This window comes from Streptomyces sp. NPDC007917 (assembly GCF_042959105.1).
Classification (GTDB): domain Bacteria; phylum Actinomycetota; class Actinomycetes; order Streptomycetales; family Streptomycetaceae; genus Streptomyces.
Map to the genome: position 1 here is coordinate 165,560 of NZ_JBIBKK010000018.1, position 21,000 is coordinate 186,559.

General features: G+C 70.7%; 17 protein-coding genes. 12 read left to right on the plus strand and 5 right to left on the minus strand.

Annotated features, from left to right (window positions below):
- Positions 1-39 precede the first annotated feature (39 nt).
- The 6 genes from ACFZDL_RS30855 to ACFZDL_RS30880 are packed head-to-tail and all read left to right on the plus strand — an operon-like array spanning position 40 to position 5,158.
- A complete protein-coding gene (locus ACFZDL_RS30855) occupies positions 40-1,743 on the plus strand; it encodes an AMP-binding protein (protein ID WP_353594979.1) in 1,704 nt (567 codons plus the stop codon).
- Entirely contained in the window at positions 1,740-2,606 is an 867-nt protein-coding gene (locus ACFZDL_RS30860) for a ferritin-like domain-containing protein (protein WP_353594978.1), read from the plus strand. The genes ACFZDL_RS30855 and ACFZDL_RS30860 overlap by 4 nt, the downstream gene beginning before the upstream one ends.
- Positions 2,603-3,136: a PaaI family thioesterase gene (locus ACFZDL_RS30865; protein ID WP_353594977.1), complete on the plus strand. Its 534-nt coding sequence runs from the start codon at positions 2,603-2,605 to the stop codon at positions 3,134-3,136. The genes ACFZDL_RS30860 and ACFZDL_RS30865 overlap by 4 nt, the downstream gene beginning before the upstream one ends.
- Positions 3,133-3,423 carry an acyl carrier protein gene (locus ACFZDL_RS30870; protein WP_353594976.1) on the plus strand — a complete coding sequence of 97 codons (291 nt, stop codon included), beginning with the start codon at positions 3,133-3,135 and terminating at the stop codon, positions 3,421-3,423. The genes ACFZDL_RS30865 and ACFZDL_RS30870 overlap by 4 nt, the downstream gene beginning before the upstream one ends.
- Complete coding sequence (locus tag ACFZDL_RS30875; protein ID WP_353594975.1) at positions 3,420-4,289, plus strand: class I SAM-dependent methyltransferase; 870 nt, start codon at positions 3,420-3,422, stop codon at positions 4,287-4,289. Before ACFZDL_RS30870 ends, ACFZDL_RS30875 begins: the two co-directional genes overlap by 4 nt.
- A complete protein-coding gene (locus ACFZDL_RS30880; RefSeq protein ID WP_353594974.1) occupies positions 4,286-5,158 on the plus strand; it encodes an acyl-ACP desaturase in 873 nt (290 codons plus the stop codon). Before ACFZDL_RS30875 ends, ACFZDL_RS30880 begins: the two co-directional genes overlap by 4 nt.
- A 121-nt stretch (positions 5,159-5,279) precedes the next feature.
- Here the strand turns inward: ACFZDL_RS30880 and ACFZDL_RS30885 are convergent, their stop codons facing one another.
- Positions 5,280-5,783, minus strand: a complete 504-nt coding sequence (locus ACFZDL_RS30885) for a YfbM family protein (RefSeq protein WP_353594973.1) — start codon at positions 5,781-5,783, stop codon at positions 5,280-5,282.
- Between the two features lie 153 nt (positions 5,784-5,936).
- Between ACFZDL_RS30885 and ACFZDL_RS30890 the strand changes: the two genes are divergently transcribed.
- Positions 5,937-7,994 carry an alpha-glucuronidase gene (locus ACFZDL_RS30890; RefSeq protein ID WP_353594972.1) on the plus strand — a complete coding sequence of 686 codons (2,058 nt, stop codon included), beginning with the start codon at positions 5,937-5,939 and terminating at the stop codon, positions 7,992-7,994.
- Between the two features lie 15 nt (positions 7,995-8,009).
- On the opposite strand, the gene ACFZDL_RS30895 is transcribed toward ACFZDL_RS30890, so the two are convergent.
- The 3 genes from ACFZDL_RS30895 to ACFZDL_RS30905 form a co-directional block, all read right to left on the minus strand.
- Positions 8,010-11,894, minus strand: a complete 3,885-nt coding sequence (locus ACFZDL_RS30895; protein ID WP_353594971.1) for a CHAT domain-containing protein — start codon at positions 11,892-11,894, stop codon at positions 8,010-8,012.
- A 96-nt stretch (positions 11,895-11,990) separates the two neighbouring features.
- The gene (locus tag ACFZDL_RS30900; protein WP_353594970.1) at positions 11,991-13,418 is read right to left on the minus strand and encodes a gluconate:H+ symporter; all 1,428 of its coding nucleotides are present in this window, start codon (positions 13,416-13,418) and stop codon (positions 11,991-11,993) included.
- Positions 13,419-13,504: 86 nt separating this feature from the next.
- Positions 13,505-14,491 (minus strand): tripartite tricarboxylate transporter substrate binding protein, encoded by a 987-nt coding sequence (locus ACFZDL_RS30905; protein WP_353594969.1) that lies wholly within the window; start codon positions 14,489-14,491, stop codon positions 13,505-13,507.
- Between the two features lie 98 nt (positions 14,492-14,589).
- On the opposite strand from ACFZDL_RS30905, the gene ACFZDL_RS30910 reads away from it, so the two are divergent.
- From ACFZDL_RS30910 to ACFZDL_RS30920, 3 genes are all read left to right on the plus strand, one after another.
- Positions 14,590-16,251: an ATP-binding protein gene (locus tag ACFZDL_RS30910; protein ID WP_353594968.1), complete on the plus strand. Its 1,662-nt coding sequence runs from the start codon at positions 14,590-14,592 to the stop codon at positions 16,249-16,251.
- Entirely contained in the window at positions 16,248-16,940 is a 693-nt protein-coding gene (locus ACFZDL_RS30915) for a response regulator (protein WP_353594967.1), read from the plus strand. Before ACFZDL_RS30910 ends, ACFZDL_RS30915 begins: the two co-directional genes overlap by 4 nt.
- A 156-nt stretch (positions 16,941-17,096) precedes the next feature.
- Positions 17,097-17,585 (plus strand): hypothetical protein, encoded by a 489-nt coding sequence (locus tag ACFZDL_RS30920; protein ID WP_353594966.1) that lies wholly within the window; start codon positions 17,097-17,099, stop codon positions 17,583-17,585.
- Here ACFZDL_RS30920 and ACFZDL_RS30925 read toward each other — a convergent pair.
- Positions 17,582-18,700, minus strand: a complete 1,119-nt coding sequence (locus tag ACFZDL_RS30925; protein WP_353594965.1) for a hypothetical protein — start codon at positions 18,698-18,700, stop codon at positions 17,582-17,584. The two genes, ACFZDL_RS30920 and ACFZDL_RS30925, sit on opposite strands and share 4 nt — an antisense overlap.
- A gap of 147 nt (positions 18,701-18,847) precedes the next feature.
- Between ACFZDL_RS30925 and ACFZDL_RS30930 the strand changes: the two genes are divergently transcribed.
- A complete protein-coding gene (locus ACFZDL_RS30930) occupies positions 18,848-19,987 on the plus strand; it encodes an amidase domain-containing protein (RefSeq protein WP_353594964.1) in 1,140 nt (379 codons plus the stop codon).
- A gap of 192 nt (positions 19,988-20,179) precedes the next feature.
- Positions 20,180-21,000, plus strand: an 821-nt coding sequence (locus ACFZDL_RS30935) for a beta-ketoacyl synthase N-terminal-like domain-containing protein (RefSeq protein WP_391193047.1), incomplete at its 3' end; no start/stop codon positions are given.

The following is a 21,000-nucleotide window of genomic DNA, read 5'->3' on the forward strand; positions in this document are numbered from 1 at the left end:
TCTTCGACCCGCGATAGGGGAATCAGCGTGCAGCGACCCATGCGACCTGCCTTGCTGGACGGACGGACCCTGGGAGAAAGCCTGACCCACCTGGCGAAGGCCTCGCCGGACTCCCGCGCGAGGTTTCCCACCGCCGGCGATGACATCACCGCGGCGGACCTCGACAGTGCTTCCGCCGCGGCGGCGCACGAGTTTCTGCGCTCCGGGGTGCGGCCCGGTGACATCGTGGGCGTGCTGGTGCCCACCGCCGCCCGGTTCCTCACCACGGTCTTCGGGCTCTGGCGGGCAGGGGCCGCGATCAGCGTGCTGCCGGTCCAGGCCGGTTTCGGCGACCCGCGGGACACCGCGCACCGCATCGTACGCATCGCGGACGTCGCGGGCCTGCGCCACCTCGTACTGGACCGGGACCATGAAGAACTGGGCCACGAGATCACCACGATGACCACCGGGGTGGCCCTGCTGCCCCCGCCGTCGCCGAGCGGCACCGGCAGCCCGCTCACACTGCCCACCGTCGATCCCGACTCGCTGGCCATCGTCCAGTTCACCTCCGGCAGCACCAGCCTGCCCAAGGGTGTGATGCTGCCCCATCGCACGACCATGGCCGGTCTGCGCGCCTGCGTGGTCTCGGGCGCCTTCAGCCCGGACGACGTGTTCGTCCAGTGGGTGCCGACCTTCCACGACATGGGGCTGATCGGTTTGCAGGCCCACTGGCTCAACGGCGCCGACGTCCACGCGTTCTCACCGACCACCTTTCTCCGGCGGCCGGGCGCGGTCCTCGAACACTTCGCCGCACACCGCGGAACAGTGATGACCGGGCCCAACTTCTCCTACGACTACCTGCTCGACCGTGTGCCGGCCGAGCGACTCGCCACCCTCGACCTGTCCAGCTGGCGGCTGGCGTTCAACGGCGCCGAACCGGTCAACGCGGCCACCGTGCGGCGGTTCACCGAGGCGCTGGCGCCCAGCGGCGTCGGCCCCTCCGTGATGTACCCGGTGTACGGCATGGCCGAGGCCACCTTGTCGATCAGCTACCCCGCCCCTGGAGACGCCCCCAAGGTCCGCACGGTGGACCGGGACGAGCTCGCCAGGACCGGTGTCGCACGCTCCGTCGACCAGGGCGCGCCCGCGGCCAAGCCGGTCGTCTCGGTGGGCCGCGCGGTGCACGGCATCGAGCTGCGGATCGCCGGGGAGGACGGGGCGGTGGCGGCCGACGGCACGCTCGGCGAGATCCAGATCGCCGGGGAGCCGGTGACCACCGGCTACTTCCGCGCCCCCGAGGCGACACGGGAGGTGTTCGACCACGGATGGCTGCGCACCGGCGATCTCGGTTTCCTGCTCGACGGCGACCTGTACGTCACGGGGCGGCGCAAGGAAATGGTCGTGGTGCACGGGCAGAACTTCTTCCCCGACGACGTCGAGAATGTCGCGCGCACCGTCCCGGGCGTCTACCGCCGCCGCTGCGTCGCCTTCTCCGACACCGACACCGAGGGCGGCGAGCGGATCGGCGTCATCGTGGAGACGGACCACGACCCCGCCCCGGTGCTCGCGGAGGTCCGCAGAAGGGTGGCGGCCGAGCTCGACCTGTCCCGGGTGCGGGTCTACGCGGTCAAGCCCCGCTGGCTCCCGCGCACCACCAGCGGAAAGTGGCAACGCGTGCTGGCCGCACGGCGCGTCGCCGCTGACGGCGACAGCGCGGTGGCGTACCCCGCCACCGGAAGTCCAGACCGAGGAGAACGGGTGTGAACAGCAGAACACAGTCGCCGGCCGGGGTCCCCCTGCTCGCGGACGACCGGATGCACAGCGCCCGGGTGTTCGCCGACTATCAGCACGCCACCTGGGAGCTGCACCACATCCCATGGGAGGAGTTCCGGGCAGATCTGGTACTGCCAGAACACATCGTGTTCGCCAAGGGAGCCATCGTGGGCGAGTCGAACGTCATCGCCGCGACCCACGGCCTGCTCAACGAGTTCGCCATGGACTACGACTTCTCGCAGTTCGCCTGCGTCTGGGGCTACCAGGAGATCCAGCACCACCTCGCCTTCCAGACATGGCTGCAGCTGGCGGGCCACGGCATCGACCACCACACGATCGCCTCGATGCGCGGGGCCTACCCGCCGGGAGTCACCAGGGCGGCCACCCTGGCCACCAACGTCATCTGTGAGGTCCTGGCGACACACGCGTACAAATGCGTGGCCCGCACCATGAAGGAGCCGGTCCTCGCCGCCATCCTGAAGAAGGCCAGCGGCGACGAGGCGCGCCACGCGCGCGAGTTCGTCCACTACACCGCGCAGCAGCTGGCCGCACGGCCCCAGGAATGCGCGTCGGTCGTGGAGACCCTGTACATCTACATGGGCACCACCCGCGACTTGTACCGCCATCCGGTCAGCCGGTTCAAGGGAGATCTGCCCGAGCTGGAGAACCACGAGACCATCGACGAGATGTTCGCCTACTTCGCCGAGGTCGACGAGGACGGCAGGGAATGGGCGAAGTGCTGCGAGCAGCTGTTCAAGTACTTCTCCGCCCTCACCGGCCACAAGCTGACCAAGATGTCCGATGTGCGGCGGGCGATCGCCGAGGAGTCGCTGAACAGCAAGGTCCCCGCATGAGCACCGCACAGCACACACCCACCGGCGAGGCGATCGAACTTCCCTGGCACGCGGAGCCCTCCTTCAACTGCTTCGGCTGCTCACCGCGCAACCCCATCGGGCTCAAGCTGCGCCTGAAGCGGCTGCCGAACGGGGACCACGCCGCCGAGACGACGTTCTCGGAGAACTACGCCTCCTACCCGGGGATCGTGCACGGGGGCATCGTGAACGTGCTGCTGGACGAGGTGATGGGCGACACCCTCGCCCTGGTGCACGGCCTGCTCGCCTTCTCCGTGACCCTGCGCAGCAAGATGCTGCTGCCGCTCGCGGTGGGCGAACCGTATCTGACCGTCGCGCGGATCAGCGGCCAGGGCAACGGGGTGCTGCACACCCAGGCCGAGATCACCGGCTCCGGGGGCGAACTCCACGTCATGGCCACCGGGACCTACCAGCCGATCCGCTCCCAGCAAGCCAGGAAACTCATGCAGCTCGACGATGCCGCCTTCGGCCGCGTCCGGCACTACTTCGACCACGGGACGGGAGAGTCATGACCGCCGAACCCACCGGCCACCAGCCCATCAACCGCGCGCAGATCGCCGCGATCACCACCGAGTACCTCGCCACCGAACTGGAGGTCTCCCCCGCCGAGATCGGTCCCACCGACGCCCTCAAGGCACTGCCCGGCGCCGACTCGATGAAACTGCTGCGGGTGGTCTCCAAACTGGAGCGCCGGTGGGACATCGAGTTCGACGACCAGGCCGTTTTCGCCGCCGACACCGTCGATGAACTGGTCACCCTGGTCCACACCCACGTCAGCGGAGAACTGACCACGCCATGACCTCCGTGACCCCCCAAGCGGCGTACCAGGCCACCAACCGACACTACGAGCTGCCCGCCGAGTTGTTCGGCATCTACCTCGACCGGCGGCTCAAGTACAGCTCCGGGCTGTACACCGACCAGGACACCGACCTCGACCGGGCGCAGACGGACAAACTGCACTTCGTCGCGCGGCAACTCGGGCTCACCGGCGGTGAGCGGCTGCTCGACATCGGCTGCGGCTGGGGCAGTCTGATCCTGTTCATGGCCCAGGAGTACGGCTGCCACGCCACCGGCGTGACGCCCTCACGCCCACAGCTCGAGTACATCCGGACACAGGCGAAGACGGCGGGCGTGGCGGACCTGATCACGCTTGAGCACGGCTCCTTCGGCGATGTGGAGGTGGCCGGGCCGTACGACGCGGTCACCATGCTCGGCTCGATCGTGCACATGCCGGACCGGACCGCGGTGCTGCGCAAGGTCTATGACCTGCTGCGCCGGGGCGGATCGCTGTACCTGTCGGAAAGCTGCTTCCGGAACCGCGCCTCCTACGAGGAGTTCTCGCGACGGCCGGGCACCAAGCACGTCACCGAGGACATCTTCGGGTTCGCCGATATGGTGCCGCTCTCCACGCTCGTGGAAGCGGTGGAATCGGCCGGGTTCAGCCTGACCGCGCTCTCCGATCTCACCGCGCACTACCGCCGCACCATCGAGGACTGGGAGCAGCGGATCCACGCCGAGCGCGACCGCGTCGAACGGGCGGCACCAGGTATGAGCGAGCCGCTTGTCCGCTATCTGCGGACGGCCAACGCCGGCTGGGGCTACACCACCAAACACTACGCGCTGAGCGCACGGAAATCCCGGATGGGCCCGGCGGAGGCACCGTGAACGAAACCGCGCCGCCGACATCCCCGCCGGAGCCGCCCCGGCCCTCCATCGACCCCGCGGAGATCGGGGAGCTGACCCGGAAAGCGGTCAGCCGCGCCGATACGCATCACTGGTCCATCGACGAGCTGCCCTGGACAACACTGCGGCCCGAAGAACTCACCGAGACCGACCGCTCGGTCGTGCGGTTCATCACCTTCATCGAGGACCACATTCCCGGGTACCTCACGTACTTCCTGGACGCCTTCCCGCTGTCCGGTGAGGACCTGGCCATCGAGGAGTTCTGTTTCAACCGTGAGTACTTCCGGTTTCTGATCTCCTGGGCGAACGAAGAGGAGCGGCACGCCTCGGTCCTCACCCGATATCAGATCGAGGCCGGTATCAGCGACCCGGACACCCTGCGCCGGGAGCTGGCCGAGGAAGGCAGAAAGAAGTTCTCACTGCCTTATGAGAGCCCGGTCCAGGCATTCACCTACACACTGGTCCAGGAGAAAGCCACCCAACTTTTCTACCAGCGGTTCAAGGCCGTCGCCAACGAACCGGTGCTACGAGACCTGCTCCACCGACTGGCCAGGGACGAGGCCCGGCACTTCGCGTTCTACACCGAAATCCTCACCGCCTACATCAAGCGGCACGGACTCGCCGCGACCGTACCGGACCTCAAGGACGTGCTCTCCACCTTCCGCATGCCCCTGGCGGACACACTCAACGGATACTGGCGGTGGTCACTGGGCGTCGCGGACGCCGTGTCCTACAACCACACCGAGGCGTACGGCGCCCTTCTCCGGCTCGTCAACAACTTCACCACCGCGAGAGGCAGCGCGTCGGCAGCCGACCTGGCCGAGTTCATCCACCGCGTCCGTGCCGTCTGACCGCCCCATCACCCTCACCGGGAGCCGTCGGGGCCCACCGTCGGCAGGTAGCGCGGCGCCCGCCGGCCCGGCGAGGTTCCGCGGCCCGTCGCGGGTGGCGAGACGCCGCCGTCCGAGCCGGCTAGCCGATCCAGATGACCATGGCGTGCCCGTCGCGGGCCGCCGCCTGGAAGAACGGAACCAGCGCCCGGTAGTAGTTGGTCACATAGTCCAGCGACTCATCGCCCACCCAGACGATCTCGGGATAGATATCGGCCTGGACGAGATCATCCGGAGTGACCCCGCTGACCAAGGCCTCCGGAGGCGTCGCCGCGAACGCCTCAGCCGCCGCCCGCACACGCTCCGGCGTGAGAAAGCAGGGCGGCCCGTGGCCCCAGCCGTCGGCCCTGGGGATTTCCTCCTCGCCGAAGACGACGTCCACGGGGAACGCGAGGCGGCGCAGCAGGAAGTCGAGGGCGTGCCACGCCTTGTCGGTGTCGAAGCAGCGCCCCTGTGACGCCCCGGCCCCCTCGCCCGGCTCGGTTTCGGCCAGCTCGCCGATGAACTCCCTGGCCCAGTCCGGGTCGCGGACCGCGCGCTCGAGTTCGGCCGGGGTCAGCCGCGCGTACTCTCCGATCATGCTCATGGGGCCGGATGTTACGGACGGGCACTGACAGCGCGGGCCGGGAGTCGAGGCCTTCGCGCCTCTCCCGGCCCCGGCCGGCACACGGCATACTTGGGCCGCCCGCCCGCTCCCAGGCGGTCCGGCGCGCTCGATCCGCACTGACCAGGGGTTTCCGTGACAGCATCCGCATCCGTACCCGTATCCGTGCCCGTGCTGCCCAGCGGCGTGGACCCGGCGTGGCTGCCGCCCGAGGTGTTCCGCCCGCTCGGTTCCCGGCGCACGCTGGTCTCTGGGACGGGCCCTTTGGTGGACACGGTGCACGGAGAAGTGGCGGGCGCCTGCGCACGGTTCGGCGGTGAGGTCGTACGGGGTGCGCGGGCCCAGGGCGCGCCGTACGACCTGGTGCTGGAGCTGGGCCGGGACGGCGAGAGCGGCGAGGACGGGGACGGGCTCGGGGACGAGGGGTTCGCGCTGGAGCGGACGGGGGGCGTCACACGGGTGACGGCCACCGGTCAGGCCGGGCTGCTGTACGGGTTGTTCCACCTGGTGCGGCTCGGCGAGGCGGCCTTCCGGGGCGAGCGGGCGCGCGAGACGCACCGGCCGGCGCTGGGCCTGCGGATGCTGGACCACTGGGACAACGTGGCGGTGCACCCGGTGATGGGCCAGGTGGAGCGGGGGTACTCGGGCGGCTCCCTGTTCTGGCGGGACGGACTGGCCCGGGGCTCCCGGGACGAGCTGGAGCGGGTGCGCTGCTACGGCAGGCTGCTCGCCGCGTGCGGTGTCAACGCGATCACCGTGAACAACGTGAATGTGCACGAAACCGAGGCACACCTGCTGACCGACCGCATCGGTGAGGTGGCAGCGGTCGCGGACGCGCTGCGCCCGTACGGAATCCGGACGCATCTGTCCGTCTCCTTCGCCGCGCCCGTCGTCCTCGGCGGCCTGCCCACGGCCGATCCGCTGGACGCGGCGGTGGCCGACTGGTGGGCGGAGACGACCGGCCGGGTGTACGCGGCGATACCCGACTTCGGCGGTTATGTGGTGAAGGCCGACTCCGAGGGGCAGCCCGGCCCCTTCACCTACGGCCGCAGCCACGCGGACGGCGCCAACATGCTGGCCGCGGCGCTCGCCCCGTACGGCGCCACCGTGCACTGGCGGGCCTTTGTCTACAACCACCGGCAGGACTGGCGGGACCGGTCGGTGGACCGGGCACGCGCGGCCCACGACCACTTCGCCCCCTTGGACGGCGAGTTCGCGCCGAACGCCGTACTCCAGGTGAAACACGGGCCGATGGACTTCCAGACGCGCGAGCCCGTCTCCCCGGTGATCGGCGCGATGCCGAACACACGGCTCGCGGTGGAGATCCAGGCCACCCAGGAATACACGGGGCAGCAGCGGCACGTGTGCTGGCTCGGGCCGATGTGGAGCGACGCGCTGCGGTTCCGGCTCAGGGGGGAGGAAGGGCCGAGCGTCGGGGATCTGGCGCACGGCGGCGGTCTGGTGGCGGTCTCGAACGCCGGTGACGACCCGTTCTGGACCGGGCATCCGCTGGCGCAGGCGAACCTGTACGCGGTGGGCCGCCTGGGCTGGCAGCCCGACGCGGACCCGCGCGCGATCCTGCACGAGTGGATCGAGCTGTCCTTCGCCCCCGAGGAGACCGCTGATCCGGCGCGGCTGCGCGACGGGCTGCGGGCGGTCCTGGACGGCTCCTGGCGGACGTACGAGAAGTACACGGCGCCGCTGGGCATCGGCTTCATGGTGCAGCCCGGACACCACTACGGGCCGAGCGTGGACGGCTACGAGTACAGCCCGTGGGGGACGTACCACTTCGCCGACAGGGACGGGATCGGGGTCGACCGCAGCCGGGCGACCGGCACCGGATTCGCGGGGCAGTACGCGAAGCCGTGGGCGGAGCTGTACGAGTCGCCCGAGACCTGCCCGGACGAGCTGCTGCTCTTCTTCCACCATGTGCCGTACGGACATGTGCTGCACAGCGGCGAAACGGTGATCCAGCACATCTACGACACCCACTTCGACGGCGTGGAGGAGGCCGAGGAGGCGCGCCGGGTGTGGGCCGGTCTCGCCGACCTGGTGGATCCGGCACGCCACGCCCGGGCGGCGGAGCGCTACGAGGAGCAGCTGCGCAGCGCGCGGGAGTGGCGGGACCACGTCAACACGTACTTCTTCCGGAAGTCCGGCGTACCGGACGCTCGCGGGCGCCGCATCTACTGAGGGCGGCACCCGCGTTCACTCCGTGCCCCGGGCCGCCGGGTTGCCCTGGTGGGTGAAGGCGGCCCAGAGATGGACCTGGTCGAGGTCCATGCGGGCGGCTTCGCCGCGCAGGTCGTCGTGGAGGGTGGACGGTGGCTCGCGGTGCGGGTCGAGCATCCACAGCTGGGCGGCGCGCAACGCGTCCACCGGGGCGAGGCCGTGCGCGGTGACGAAGTCGTGGAAGACGGCCATCATCACGGCCGTCGAGGCATCGCGGACGGCCCAGCGCGAGCCGATGACGTCGGCGGCGCCGCGGGCGATCAGGGCGGTGGCCAGGGTCAGGGCCTCGTCGTGGTTACGGGTGCTCAGATCCGTCTCACAGGCGCTGAGCACCACCAGCGGGCCCGCGGCGTTCGGCGCTCCGGTGGCGGTGCCGTCCAGGATGCCGGCCACGGTCAGCCGTCCGGCGTCCTGGGGGCCGTCCGGCGGGGTGGCGAGCCAGAGGGCCGAGCGCGTGGGATGTGGGCCGACCAGGGCGTGGCAGGAGATGTGCAGGACGGCGGCCGGGGAGCTGCCGCCGGGCAGGACGGCGAGGATGTCCTCCGGGGTGCCCGGCGCGTCGCTGACGGCCGTGGGGAACTCGCCGTAGCACAGGCTGTCCGGGTAGCAGGCCGCGCGCAGCGCCTCGGCCTCGATCTCGGCCCACAGGAGGGAGAGTTCGGGGTCGGAGACCAGGACCTGCCCGGCGGCGACGGGCAGCCGGTCCCGGGCGGCGGCCCGCAGAAACTCGGCTCCGGAGGGTGCGTAGCTGAGCACCGCTTCCTCGCATGCGTACCGGTACGAGCGCCCGGCACGCCCGTACGGAGTGCGCGCCGCGTGCCAGGCGACCGCGCCGAGCGCCCCGCAGGGCACGAGGACGATCCGCGGCGGCCGGTTGAGCGGCCCGACGGCTGCCAGGACGGGACCCATCGCGGCAGGCCAGGCCCAGTCGCACAGCTCGCGCAGCGCCGCCTCCCACCGCCGGTCCGGCGCCGCCTGTCCGCTCGGCTCGGCCGTGGCATCGGCGGCGGCCGTGGCATCGGCGGCGGCCGTGGCATCGGCGGTGGCCGTTGCGGTGGCGGTGGCGGTGGCGGTGGCCTGGGAACGTCGGGCCGTGGCGTCGAGGTAGCGCTCCAGCGGCGGGCTGCCAGGGGTCAGCAGCGGCAGCTTCAGGACGGCGGGCGGCGCCTCGCCGGTGTCGGGGCGGAGGATCAGCGCGAAGCCGGGCTGGCCGGGTTGGAGCCCGAGGACGAGATAGACGAGCGCATCGGTGCCGGCGGCGGTGAGACCGGCCTTCAGCCCTGTCAGGTTCGGAGGGCCGAGCAGCTTCCGGGCGTCCGCGCCGCTGCCCGCGCCCAGCGCGTCAAGTGCCCTGCGGCGCAGGGTGCCCGGGATCTGCCGCTCCGTGGAGGGGCCCAGGAGCGGGGTCGCGGTTTCGGGCGGGAGCCGGTCCGCGGCGACCTCGGCGCGCCACTGCCGGGCCAGATCCGGGTGGCCGCGGGCTTCGAGGAGCTCGGGAATGCCGCGGGACGCGGCGGCGGCCCGCAGCACCAGGGCCCGGCCCAGTTCCAGCGCGTCCACCGCGTCGGCGGGGCGGCCGATCACGGTGTTCCAGTAGGCCAGCCACAGTGCCTGCGCCGACCCGGTGCGGGCCACGGCCAGGCCGTGTTCGGAGCCGAGTTGGAGGAGGACGTCCGAGGCCAGACTGACCAGCGCCTCGCCTCGGGTGGCCAGACTGGCGTTCACGTCCTCGGCCGCGGTCGGACCGTGGCGGTCGCGGCGCAGCCAGTACGCCTCGGACAACTGCGTCAGGGCGTCGACGTTGTGCGGCAGGCCGTGCCCTTGCGTCATCAGTTCACGGACCCGGGTCAGCTCGGTGATGCACTGGTCGAGCAGGCCCGGGTCATTGAGGTGGCGGGCCGTGTGCAGCAGGGCCCGGCCGAGTTGGTACCGCAGCTGGAGCTCCTGGTAGGGGGTGGGCTGCGGTCCCTCGAGGAGCCGATGGACCTCCGCGACGGCGTGGTCGGCGGCCTCCCGGCTGGGATCGATCATGACCAGTTGGATCATCGCGGTGGCCCGTAGGGCCGGGAAGTACGGTGCGATCAATGCGGCGATCTGCCGCTGGTCGGTCTCCACCACGTCGCGGAGGTACCGGGCCGCGGCGCGGAGTTCGGCCGGGTCCTGGCTGCGGGCGGATTGTTCCCGATGGGCATCGGCCAGGGTGGCGGCGACGGCGAAGCGGTTCTCCTGGTCGGGCGGCAAGGTGGTGTACAGGCCGGTCAGCTCCGCGATGAGGCGTGGCAGCACGGCGGGGTCGTCGCTGCGGCGGGCCAGGGCCAGCTCTTGTTGGGACGCAAACACCACCGCGTTGACCATGTCCCTGGATGGTGGTGAGCCGTCGCGGCGGTAGGCGGCGCGCAATTCCCTGGCCACCGTCAGGGCGGCGTCGGCGGCCTGGAAGCTGCCCCCGAGCATCGCCGCCGCGTTGAGGCGCCCGGCCAGGGCGCTGGCCACGGCCTGCCGCGCCGGCGTGGCCTCCTCGCCTTCCCCGGACAACCCGTCGATCATCTCCCGGAGCCGGGCGGCGCCCATCTCCAGGTGTGCAAGATCGCCGGTCTGCTGCACCCGTACCGCATCGATCAGGCTGGTCAGCCACTGTTCCAAAGTGATCTGGCCCGGCCCGCCGAAACGGCCGGCGGGCTCAGGGTCCGGCGCCGACACGGCCTCGTCCACCTCGTCGAAGTCCATCGTGCCGGGCACCAGGAAGTTGGCCTGCACCAGCAGAGCGGCGTGCAGTTTGGCCGTGCGGGCCCGTTCGGGCACGTCCGCCGGCAACTCCCGCAGGGCGCGCCGGGCGACGTCCGCGCTGCGACGGGCGCCCTCGGCCAGTGCCCGCGGGTCGCCCTCTCCCGACCTGAGCCTGGCCAGCAGCTCGCGCAGCGGCACGAAGACCGGCCGGTCCAGGCCAAGGGCCGCCACCTCCTCGTCGGCCTTCTCGGTGGAGATCCTGACCTCGTACACCGCGCAGCTCAGCCACACCAGGAGGGCCGTGAACCGTGGGATGTCCTCCGAGGCCCAGGCGAGCACGCCTTGGACGGCGTCGGCCAACGCGTCGTCGGCGCCTTCCAGGGCGCCTGCGCCCGCCGGCTCCGCCGTGCTCTCTTCGTGCGCCACCACCACCTCGGACAGCGTCAGTTTGATCTCCGACACGAGGGACCCGAGCAGTCGCAGCAGCTGCGGATCTTCGGGGGCCTCGGCGAGGCGCCGGAGAACATCAGTGGCCTCCGCCAGGTCGTCCCGCGTGGGTGCGGTCAGCGGCTGCGGTGCAAAGGCGCGACGCGGCGGCTCCTGGCGGGGGCCTTGGCGCAAGGCGCGCACGGCTCGCGCGTAGTGTTCCGGGAGGAGCAGCCGGAGCAGCGCTTTGCGGGCGTGCACCGCGAGCGGGTCGGTGAGCGGTCTGGTGCGGTCGGCCCAGCGCAGGCGGTGCAGGGCGTACTCCCGTGCGGGCCGGACCGCCTCGCGCCGGTCGTCCGGCCCACGGCTGTCGAGCCAGACGCACATCAGGATGCCCAGTGAGGGGACGAGGCCGTCCCGGAGCGGATCGTCCGCGGGCAACAGTTTCTCGATGGCGGCGAGATGCTGCATCGTCCGCCACAGCGCGGCGGCCCGCGCCGGGTCGTCCGCCGGTCGGCGCATCACCTCGTTGGCCTGGTGGGTGGCGATGTCGGCCCAGGCGCGCAGCACCGGCGCGCTGCCCCCGCTGTCCCCGCTGTCCCCGCTGTCCCCGCTGTCCGCCTTGTCGTTGTGACGCCGCTCCTTGTCCACCCCGCACTCCCCCGTGTCGATGGCCGCACGGCCCGGCTGGTCGGGCCGTGCAGCCATCGCCGACTGCCACCCGGCGTGCCGAGCCCGCTGCAGGTCATCTACCCCGGCGGCGGGCCGTCCACATGGGTCGCGGCCCAGGACGGCCGACAGGGGTCAGACGAACACCGACAGCAGCAGGGCCATGAGGAGGCCGAGCACGCTGACCAGGGTCTGCACGGCGGTCTGGGTTCTGGCGGCCTGGGTGAGGTCCATGCCGAACGACTCCTTCACCAGCCAGAAGCCGGCGTGGTTGACGTAGTTGAGGCCGAGGGACCCGGCGCCGATCGCGACCACGAGGAGCGACGCCTCCAGCCCTCCGCCGTCACCGATCAGCGGGGCCACGATGCCGGTCGCGGACACGATGCCGACGGTGGCCGAGCCCGTGGTCAGCGACAGCAGCAGCGCGATGAGCCAGCCCAGCAGGATCACGTTGACATGGGCTCCCTCGGCGGCCGACGCGATGGCGTCGCCGATGCCCGAGTCCTGCAGGACCTGCTTGAACGCGCCCCCGCCGCCGATGATGAGGAGGATCCCGGCGATGGACTTGAGGCTGTTGGTCAGGGAGGCATGGGTCTCCTCCCCCGAGCGGCCGCCGACGACGATGGTCACGCCGAGGGCGAAGAGAACGCCGGCCAGCATCGCCACGAGCGGTTCCCCCGCGAAGGAGAGGCCGGCGCGCAGCGCGCTGGACTCGTCGAGCAGCGTTTCGGCCAGGGTGCGCAGCAGCATGAGCGCGACCGGAATGAGCACGGCCGCCACGGCCAGGCCGATGGACACGCCCGAGCGGCGAGCCGCGTCCGTACGCGGCTGCGCACCGGGCCCCGAGGCAGGCCCCCCGGCTCCCCGTCCCGCGCCGGTGAACTGGGCCACGAGTTCGGCGTCCGGGCGGACCTCGGGGAGCCGAGGGGCGATCCAGCGGGCGTATACGGGGCCGGCCAGGATGACGGTGGGGATGGCGCAGACGACGCCGACGGCGAGGGTGAGGCCGAGGTCGGCATGCAGGCCGGTCATGGCGGTCAGCGGACCGGGGTGGGGCGGCAGCATGCCGTGCAGGGTGGACAGGGAGGCGATGGCCGGAACGCCGAGCAGCACGTAGGGGCTGCCCTTGGTGCCGCCCTGGCTCTCGAGGCGGCGAGCCACGCTGAAGATCAGCGGCAGCAGGACGATCAGGCCCACTTCGAAGAACATGGGGATGCCGATGACGAAAGCCACCGCGCCGACCAGCCAGGGCAGCCTGCGGGTGTCGGCGCGTTCGACGAGCCCGCGGGCGATGGCGTCGGTCGCTCCGGAGTCGGACAGCAGTCGGCCGAGCATGGCGCCCAGGGCCAGTGTGACGCCGACGTCCCCGAGGGTGCCGCCCGCGCCTTCCTCGATCGAGTCGATCAGTTTGGCCACCGGTTCGCCGGCCGCGAGTCCGGTGGCGACGGTCACGACGACCAGCGCGACGAAGGGGTGGACGCGCAGCCGTGAGTTGATCAGGTAGATGAGGGCGGCGATCGCCACCGTCAGGATCAGCAGCAGCCACCAGGTGTGCGTGGTCATACGGATACCTTTCGAACGTGCATACGAATCAAAGGGCGGGAAGAAGGCGTGCGCGACCTGCGGGACGAGCACCGTGTGGGAGGCGGTCAGTCGCGTCCGAGGCGTGCGACCAGATCGGCCACCGCGGCGTCCTGCCGCTTGAGATAGGCGGCGAAGGCGCCGCCGGTGATGAAGGCGTCGGTCCAGCCGTGCCGGGTGAGCTCGGCCTTCCACTGGCGCGAGCTGTGCAGCGCGGTCAGCACTCGGATCCAGCGCTTGCGGTCCGCGGGGCTGATGCCGGGCGGGGCGACGATCCCCCGCCAGTTGTGGAACACCAGGTCGATGCCGGAGGCCTTCAGTGTCGGCACGCCGGGCAGCGCGGCCACCGGCCGGTCGCTCGTGACCGCGAGCACCCGCAGCTGGCCCGCCTGGATCTGGTCCAGGAACTCACCGATGCCACTGGTGGCGAAGTCGACCCTGCCGTCCAGCAGCGCGGGGAGCAGGTCGCCGCCACCGCCGCCGTAGGCGACGTACCGCACCTGCCGGGGAGGGATTCCGACGGTCCTGGCCAGTTCCATGGGAAACAGGTGGTCCGGGCCGCCCAGAGAGGAGCCGCCGCCGACCCTGAACCGCCGCGGGCCCGCCCGCCACGCGCCGACCAGGTCCCGGACCGTGCGGTACGGCGAGTCCTTGCGGACCACCACCGCCTCGGGCTCCTCGATGAGGCGCGCGATCGGGGTGGTCTGCCGTACGGTCACCCGCGCGCGCACGACATGCGACGCGCCGAGGACCCCGAGGCCCATCTGCAGGGCGAGTCGGCCGTTGCCGCGTTCGTTGACGGTCCGCTGCAGGCCCACCGTTCCGCCGGCCCCCGGCAGGTTGAACACCTGCGTGTCCGGGGCGGCGCCGGTCTCCTCCAGCACACGGGCCACCGTCCGGGCCGTGGTGTCGTATCCGCCCCCGGCCGTGTTGGGCACCAGGACGCGCAGACCCTCATCGGCCGCTCCGGAGCCCGGCCACGCGCCGCAGCCACCGAGAACCAGCGAGAGCAGGAGGGCGACGGTGCCCGACAAGGCTCGCGTACGTCCTCTCATGGCACCTCCCTTTCGCTTCTCGCACGGCGGACGTCATGATTGTGCGGCCTGGCGGAAGGGTCGCCCAGGTTGTGTCAGCAGGAGAGATTGAGTTCATTGTGGTCGCCGCGTTCCGTCGCCATACGCTCGCCGGTGAGATGCTGGTGCTCCAGCTCGCCATCGTCGTGGTGGTGCTGCTGGCGGTCGCCGCGGTCTCGCTCGCACAGTCGGAAGCCACCTTCAACCGGGTCGAGGGACGCCGGGTGAGCGCGCTGGCCGAGCAGCTGGCCGCCCACCCGCTCGTGCACAGCCGGCTGGTGAAACCCGCGCCCGCCGAGGCCCTGGCCCCCTTGGTGCACTCCACGCAGGTGCAGTCCAATGTCACCTCGGTGACGGTGGCCGACCGCGACGGCCGCGTCGTCAGCTCGACGAACCCCACGGTGGTCGGCGACCGGCTGCCGCTGGGCGAGGGGGTCGGCGCGGGCCGCGGCTGGTCCGGCTCGCTGGCCTGGGACGGCAACCGGGAGCTGGTGGCCCAGGTGCCCGTGCTCGGCACGACGGGGGACGACGTGGGCCGCAGACTCGGCACGGTCATGGTCGGCGAGGCGTCCCCCTCGGTGTGGCAGCGGCTCGGCGGCGCCTCCTCATACCTGCTGATCTACCTCGGCGTCGCCAGCGCGCTCGGCGTCGTCGGCTCCTGGCTGCTCGCCCGGCGCGTCAAACGCCAGACGCTGGGACTGGAGCCGGGCGAGATCACCGGACTGGCCGAGCACCGCGAGGCCATGCTGTACGGCATCGCCGAAGGCGTCGTCGCCCTGGACCCACAGCACCGTCTGACCCTCGTCAACGACGTGGGCAGGCGGCTGCTGGACCTGCCCGAGGACAGCGTGGGCCACACCGTGGCCGAGCTCGGCATCGACGGACGGCTGCTCGACGTGCTGACCGGGGCGCACGAGACCACCACGGAAGCGCGTGACGAGGTCGTCGTACGCCACGGCCGCGTCCTGATCATGAACCGGATGACGGTCACGAAGGACGGACGGCTGCTCGGATCCGTCACCACCCTGCGCGACCGCACCGAACTGGCCCACCTCGAGCGCGAAATCGGCTCCTTCCGCAGCACCTCCGAGCTGCTGCGCGCGCAGGCACACGAGTTCGCCAACCAGCTGCACACCATCTCCGGGCTGATCCAGATCGGCGAAGAGGAGGAAGTGGTGCGCTACATCCGCGCGCTGAACCAGCGCCGCCAGTCACTCGACATGACCGTCGGCCGCCGAGTCCGGGACACCGCCATTGCCGCGCTGCTGATGGCGAAGTCCGCCCAGGCCGCCGAGCGGAAGGTCGCCCTGCGCATCTCCGACCGCACGGCGCTGGACCGCCTCGCCCCGGAAGACGCCGCCGACGTGGCGACCGTGGTCGGCAATCTGGTCGACAACGCCATCGACGCGGCCACCGCGGGCGAGCCCGGCGGCGGAGCCCTCCGGGACGAGGCATGGGTGGAGGTGGAGCTGCGTCAGGACGCCGCGAGCGTGGAGATCGTGGTCCGCGACTCCGGCCCCGGCGTCGCCCCCGAACTCGCCCAAGAGGTCTTCGCACACGGCTTCACCACCAAGGCCGCCCAAGAGGGCGAGCGCGGCATCGGCCTCGCTCTGACCCGTCTCGTCTGCGAGCGTCGCGGCGGAGAGATCGCGGTGACCAACACGACCGAAGGCGCCATGTTCACCGCGCGCATGTCCGTCGGCCACTCCACCGGCGCGGTCGCGGAAGGAGCTACCCCATGACCGAGCCCACCGGCAGCATCGACGTCCTGGTCGTCGACGACGACTTCATGGTCGCCCGGGTCCACCGCACATTCGTCGAACGAGTCCCCTCCTTCCGGGTCGTCGGCACCGCTCACACGGGTGAGCAGGCGATCAAGGCGGTCGACGAGCTGCGCCCCGACCTCGTCCTGCTCGACCTGTACCTGCCCGATGTCTTCGGCCTCGACGTGATCCCCCGGCTGCGCACCGCCGGACACGACTGCGACGTCCTGGTCATCAGCGCGGCCCGCGAGGCCGACGCGGTGCGCGACGCCGTACGCCACGGTGTGGTCGACTACCTCCTCAAGCCCTTCGACTACGAGGACCTGCAGCCCCGCCTCGAACGGTATGCGACCCGGCGCGGGCGCCTGCTCACCACGGTCGTCCGCGGCCAGGCGGACGTGGACCGCGTCCTGGCCGGGGCGTTCGCGCCCGCGGCGGGCAGCGCCCTGCCGAAGGGCATGAGCGTGGAGACCGCCGACCTGATCGAACGGGCGCTCCGCGAGGCGGACGGCACCCTCTCCGCCACCGAAGCGGCGGCCGCCACCGGCGTCTCCCGGGTCAGCGCCCGCCGCTACCTGGAGTACTTCCACGACACCGGCCACGCCGACGTCGCGCTGCGCTACGGCGGCACCGGCCGGCCGGAGCGCCGGTACAGCTGGCGGGCGTAGCGCCCGGACACCTGGCGCGCCGTCCGGGCCCTGCGCGCCGTCCGGGCCTTGCGCTTGTCCTCCAGCGGCGGTAAGTCCGTAACGCGCCTTCGTTCTCGTCGTGTCCGGCAGCTGCGTGGGGCGGGAGTAACCCTTATGGATCAAGGACTCGCGGCCTTGTTCGCCAGCGTGGCGGCTCTCCTCGGGGCCCTCACCGGTGGCGGTTTCTCGGCGTGGGCGGCGCGCATCGGCGGCGAGAAGACCGTGGAGGCCGCGCGTCAGCAGGTGAGGGATCAAGCCCAGGTGGAGTCGAAGCGATGGCTCCTCCAGGCCCGGCACGACGCCTACCAGATGATCTTGGGGGCCATCGACGCGTACACAAACGCCCTCGTCCTCCCGACGACGAAGGCAGCGGCGGCGGAGCCGGCGAAGCAACAGTTCCGTTCGGCTCATCTGCGGGTCAAAGTGGTGGGCCCCGAGACGGTCCGAAGCGCGGCCGATGAGTTGTCACTTGTCTTCATCAACGTGCAGCGCATCGTCGACAACGGGCAGCCGATCGAGTCCTGGATGTGGGAGAAGCTCGAGGAACGTCACAGCGCGTTCGTCGAGGCCGTCACCGCTGTCTACGCATGGGAGCCCGATGTGCCGGGCGGAGCGGCTGGCTAGCGGTCCTGGGCGCGGGCGCGGAGCGCCTTGTGGTAGCTGTCGACCGCTTCCCCGACTGTACTCATGCGGTCCAGCACGCTCTGGGGCGTGCGGCTTCGCACGAGGGTCCGCAGCGCGTAGTCAGGAGAGACCTCCCACGCGAAACACTTCGGGGTGTTGGGACAGATCATCGGCTCGTTGGCGAACACCGACGAGCTGTCGTCGGAGTGCCGGTACGTCCAACGGCACGGCCACATCCGCAGCGCGGCCTCACCGACGTACCGCACCGCGCCCGCGAAGAAGTCGTCTCCGGCCGCCGCGTCCAGCGAGGCGGGGCCGTCGAAACGGTCCAGCACGAGCTGTTCCAGCGCTGCGATCGAGTCCAGTGAGTAGTCGAAGGGGAAGTCATCAGGCAGATGGGTTGTTCGCCAGCGGACCAGTGCGGCGTCCATGGGGGTCAGCCACTCATCGAGACACCGGCGGGACTCCTCACTGGCGTGCAGGCGATCGTCCTCCATGTACCACGCGAGCGTCCCGGGTTCTGCCGCGGGCATCCCGTCACGCACCCAGTTACCGAGCTCCACGCGCATCGGAAAGCCGAACTCCGCCAGGCCCTTCGCCTGTTCGGGGGTGAGGAGGAGCCACCAGGCGTCATAGGAATCCTCATCCAGCTGGTGGAAGCTCCGTGGATCGTCGTTGCCGGGCACGAGGTCGCCTATGGCGTCGAAGGCGGTGTTCCAGTCCATGTAGCGCGTGCTTTCGGAGAGGTGTTCCGCAGGGTGCCATACTGACCGGCCATTGCGCCGGAAGTGCAGGTACTCCTCTCCGTCCTCGTCCTTCACCAGCTCGACGTCATCGACGACCACGGAGCCGCCCGAGCATGCCGCCGCGTCGAGCAGCAACTCCTCATAACCGTCCTCAAGGTAGCCGGACACCTTCTCGGGCGTCTGGAAGCCGATGCCGCATTCGCCCACGAGGAAGGTCAGCTCGTCGGGGTCATCGAATTTCTCGTCAAGGTCCATGCCGATCCCGGCGGCTCCCGCCAGGCCGGCCGCGGCCTGCTCCTCCGTCGCTATGCCGAGCCGGACCAAGGTCTCCGCGAATCCACGGAGGGTGTGCTGTGCTGCGTTGCTCATGACAGCACCCTCACACATTCCGGCCCGTCACATCGCGGAGTGACCACACCAGATCGGACATATAGTGAAGCAACTGAGGAGGTTGAGGAGGACGTGCAAAGATGACGGTCGCCCGGGTCAGACCACCCGGGGTCAAGGAGAGTCCCCGTGAGATCTCGGACGTTGAGCCGTTACTCAACCGTGGCCGCGACCGCGCTGTCCGCCACGCTGCTGCCCCTGTCCGCCGCCCACGCCGCCGACGACTCGGCGCCCGCGGCGACCCAGACGACCATCGCCTCATTTGGCCGAATAGCGGACGCCGTACTGACCGACCGCACCGCTGCCCTGCTCGACCGGCCCCAACTCGCCCGCACGGCACAGAAGCCGCAGGGAAGCGTGCGGCTCTCGGCCGCGCTCTCCCGCACGGAGAGCACCAGCCTGGCCTCGGTGCAGGACACGCGTGCCCGGCTGGCCGTGCTCGGCGAGGCCTACACCGACGCCGACACGAAGACCACCGTCGACAGCACCCGCGTGGAGGGCCGGCGGGCCACGGTCCGCGTCACTGAGGCCACCACCCTCACATACGAAAAGATCCGCGGCGACGAGCCCCCGACCACCGGCTTCACCGCGCACCACGAACTCACCTTCACGGCACAGAGGGACGGCACCTGGCAGCTGGTGAGCGTCCGCCGGACGGACAAGGGCCCCCGCCCGGTCAACGAGCCCGTCCCGGCGACGAGCACCGCGCCGGTGCGCCCCACCGCGATCATCGACGCTCCCCGTGCCGCCATCACATACCCGGCGCCGGCCAAGTCCAAGAACCTCGGCTCCGGCACCGCGTACAACTACGCGGCGATGGCCACGTACGCCGAGAAGTACTGGAAGAACTACAACACCGCCTACCGCCGTTTCAACAGCGCGGGCGGGGACTGCACCAACTACATCAGCCAGTCCCTCTACGCGGGCGGCTGGAAGCACGCGACCACCTCCAGCGAGGACTACGACACCTGGTGGTACGGCACGTCCAGCCAGTCCGACACCTGGGTCGGCGTCAACGAGTGGTCGTGGTTCACACAGACCGCGAAGCGGACCACCGCCCTCGCGAACGCCTACCAGATGGACATCGGTGACGTCCTGCAGGTGGACTTCGACAAGGACGGCGCCAAGGACCACACCATGATCACGTCCTACCGGAACACCAGCGGCGTCCCGTACCTCACGTACCACGACACCGACACCTATCGGCGGTCGCTGACCAGCCTCATCTCGTCGTACCCGAACTCCGCGTACTACGCCTACCGCACCTGATACCGGCCCGGCACCTCGGCCACTCGGGCCCGCTGTTCCCGTTCCGCGTGACGGGAACAGCGGGCCCCTACGTCTTCCAGCGGCTGCTCGCCACTTGAGGCGCGTTCAAGTCCGACGCGACCACCCTTCTTCCGCACTGGCATATAAGTCCATGAACGTCTGCTTAGGGCGCTCAAGGAAAGTGATCCCACTTTGGTGCACGAAGATGAACTCCTCAGCTACCTGAAGCGGGTGACTGCCGACCTGGACCGGACGCGCCGTCGTCTTTACGAGGTCACCGAACGGGAGCAGGAGCCCATCGCCATTGTCGGCATGGCCTGCCGCTTTCCCGGCGGGGTGCGGTCCGCGGAGGACTTCTGGCAGCTGATCGTGGCGGAGAGGGACGCGATCGGGGACTTCCCCGCCGACCGTGGCTGGGACGTCGAGCGGCTGTACGACCCGAACCCGGACAGCTCCGGCACCTGCTACACGCGACACGGCGGCTTCCTCTACGACGCCGCCGGATTCGACGCCGAGTTCTTCGAGACCTCACCGCGTGAGGCGCTGGCGATGGATCCGCAGCAGCGGCTGCTGCTGGAGACCTCCTGGGAGGCGTTCGAACACGCCGGCATCGACCCCACCTCCGTACGCGGCAGCCGAACCGCCGTGTTCACCGGCATCAACCCACCGGACTACCCCGTCGGACACGCCTCAAGGCCTCCGGAGTCCGCGGAGGGCTTCATCCTCACCGGCAGCGCGGGGAGCATCGCCTCGGGCCGAATCGCCTACACGCTGGGGTTGGAGGGGCCTGCGGTCACCGTGGACACGGCGTGTTCGTCGTCCCTGGTCGCCCTGCACCTGGCCTGCCAGGCACTACGGGCCGAGGAATGCTCCATGGCACTGGCGGGCGGAGTAGCCGTCATGTCGACGCCCCGCATTTTCGTGGAGTTCGCGCGGCAGCGGGGGTTGTCGGTGGATGGGCGGTGCAAGGCGTTCGGGGCGGGGGCGGATGGTACGGGGTGGGCGGAGGGGGT

Excerpts from the sequence above, each read along its gene's own strand:
- ACFZDL_RS30855 (WP_353594979.1), top strand. The coding sequence starts at position 40 with ATGCGACCTGCCTTGCTGGACGGACGGACCCTGGGAGAAAGCCTGACC.
- ACFZDL_RS30865 (WP_353594977.1), top strand. The coding sequence starts at position 2,603 with ATGAGCACCGCACAGCACACACCCACCGGCGAGGCGATCGAACTTCCC.
- ACFZDL_RS30870 (WP_353594976.1), top strand. The coding sequence starts at position 3,133 with ATGACCGCCGAACCCACCGGCCACCAGCCCATCAACCGCGCGCAGATC.
- ACFZDL_RS30875 (WP_353594975.1), top strand. The coding sequence starts at position 3,420 with ATGACCTCCGTGACCCCCCAAGCGGCGTACCAGGCCACCAACCGACAC.
- ACFZDL_RS30885 (WP_353594973.1), bottom strand. The coding sequence starts at position 5,783 with ATGAGCATGATCGGAGAGTACGCGCGGCTGACCCCGGCCGAACTCGAG.
- ACFZDL_RS30895 (WP_353594971.1), bottom strand. The coding sequence starts at position 11,894 with ATGGCTGCACGGCCCGACCAGCCGGGCCGTGCGGCCATCGACACGGGG.
- ACFZDL_RS30900 (WP_353594970.1), bottom strand. The coding sequence starts at position 13,418 with ATGACCACGCACACCTGGTGGCTGCTGCTGATCCTGACGGTGGCGATC.
- ACFZDL_RS30905 (WP_353594969.1), bottom strand. The coding sequence starts at position 14,491 with ATGAGAGGACGTACGCGAGCCTTGTCGGGCACCGTCGCCCTCCTGCTC.
- ACFZDL_RS30915 (WP_353594967.1), top strand. The coding sequence starts at position 16,248 with ATGACCGAGCCCACCGGCAGCATCGACGTCCTGGTCGTCGACGACGAC.
- ACFZDL_RS30925 (WP_353594965.1), bottom strand. The coding sequence starts at position 18,700 with ATGAGCAACGCAGCACAGCACACCCTCCGTGGATTCGCGGAGACCTTG.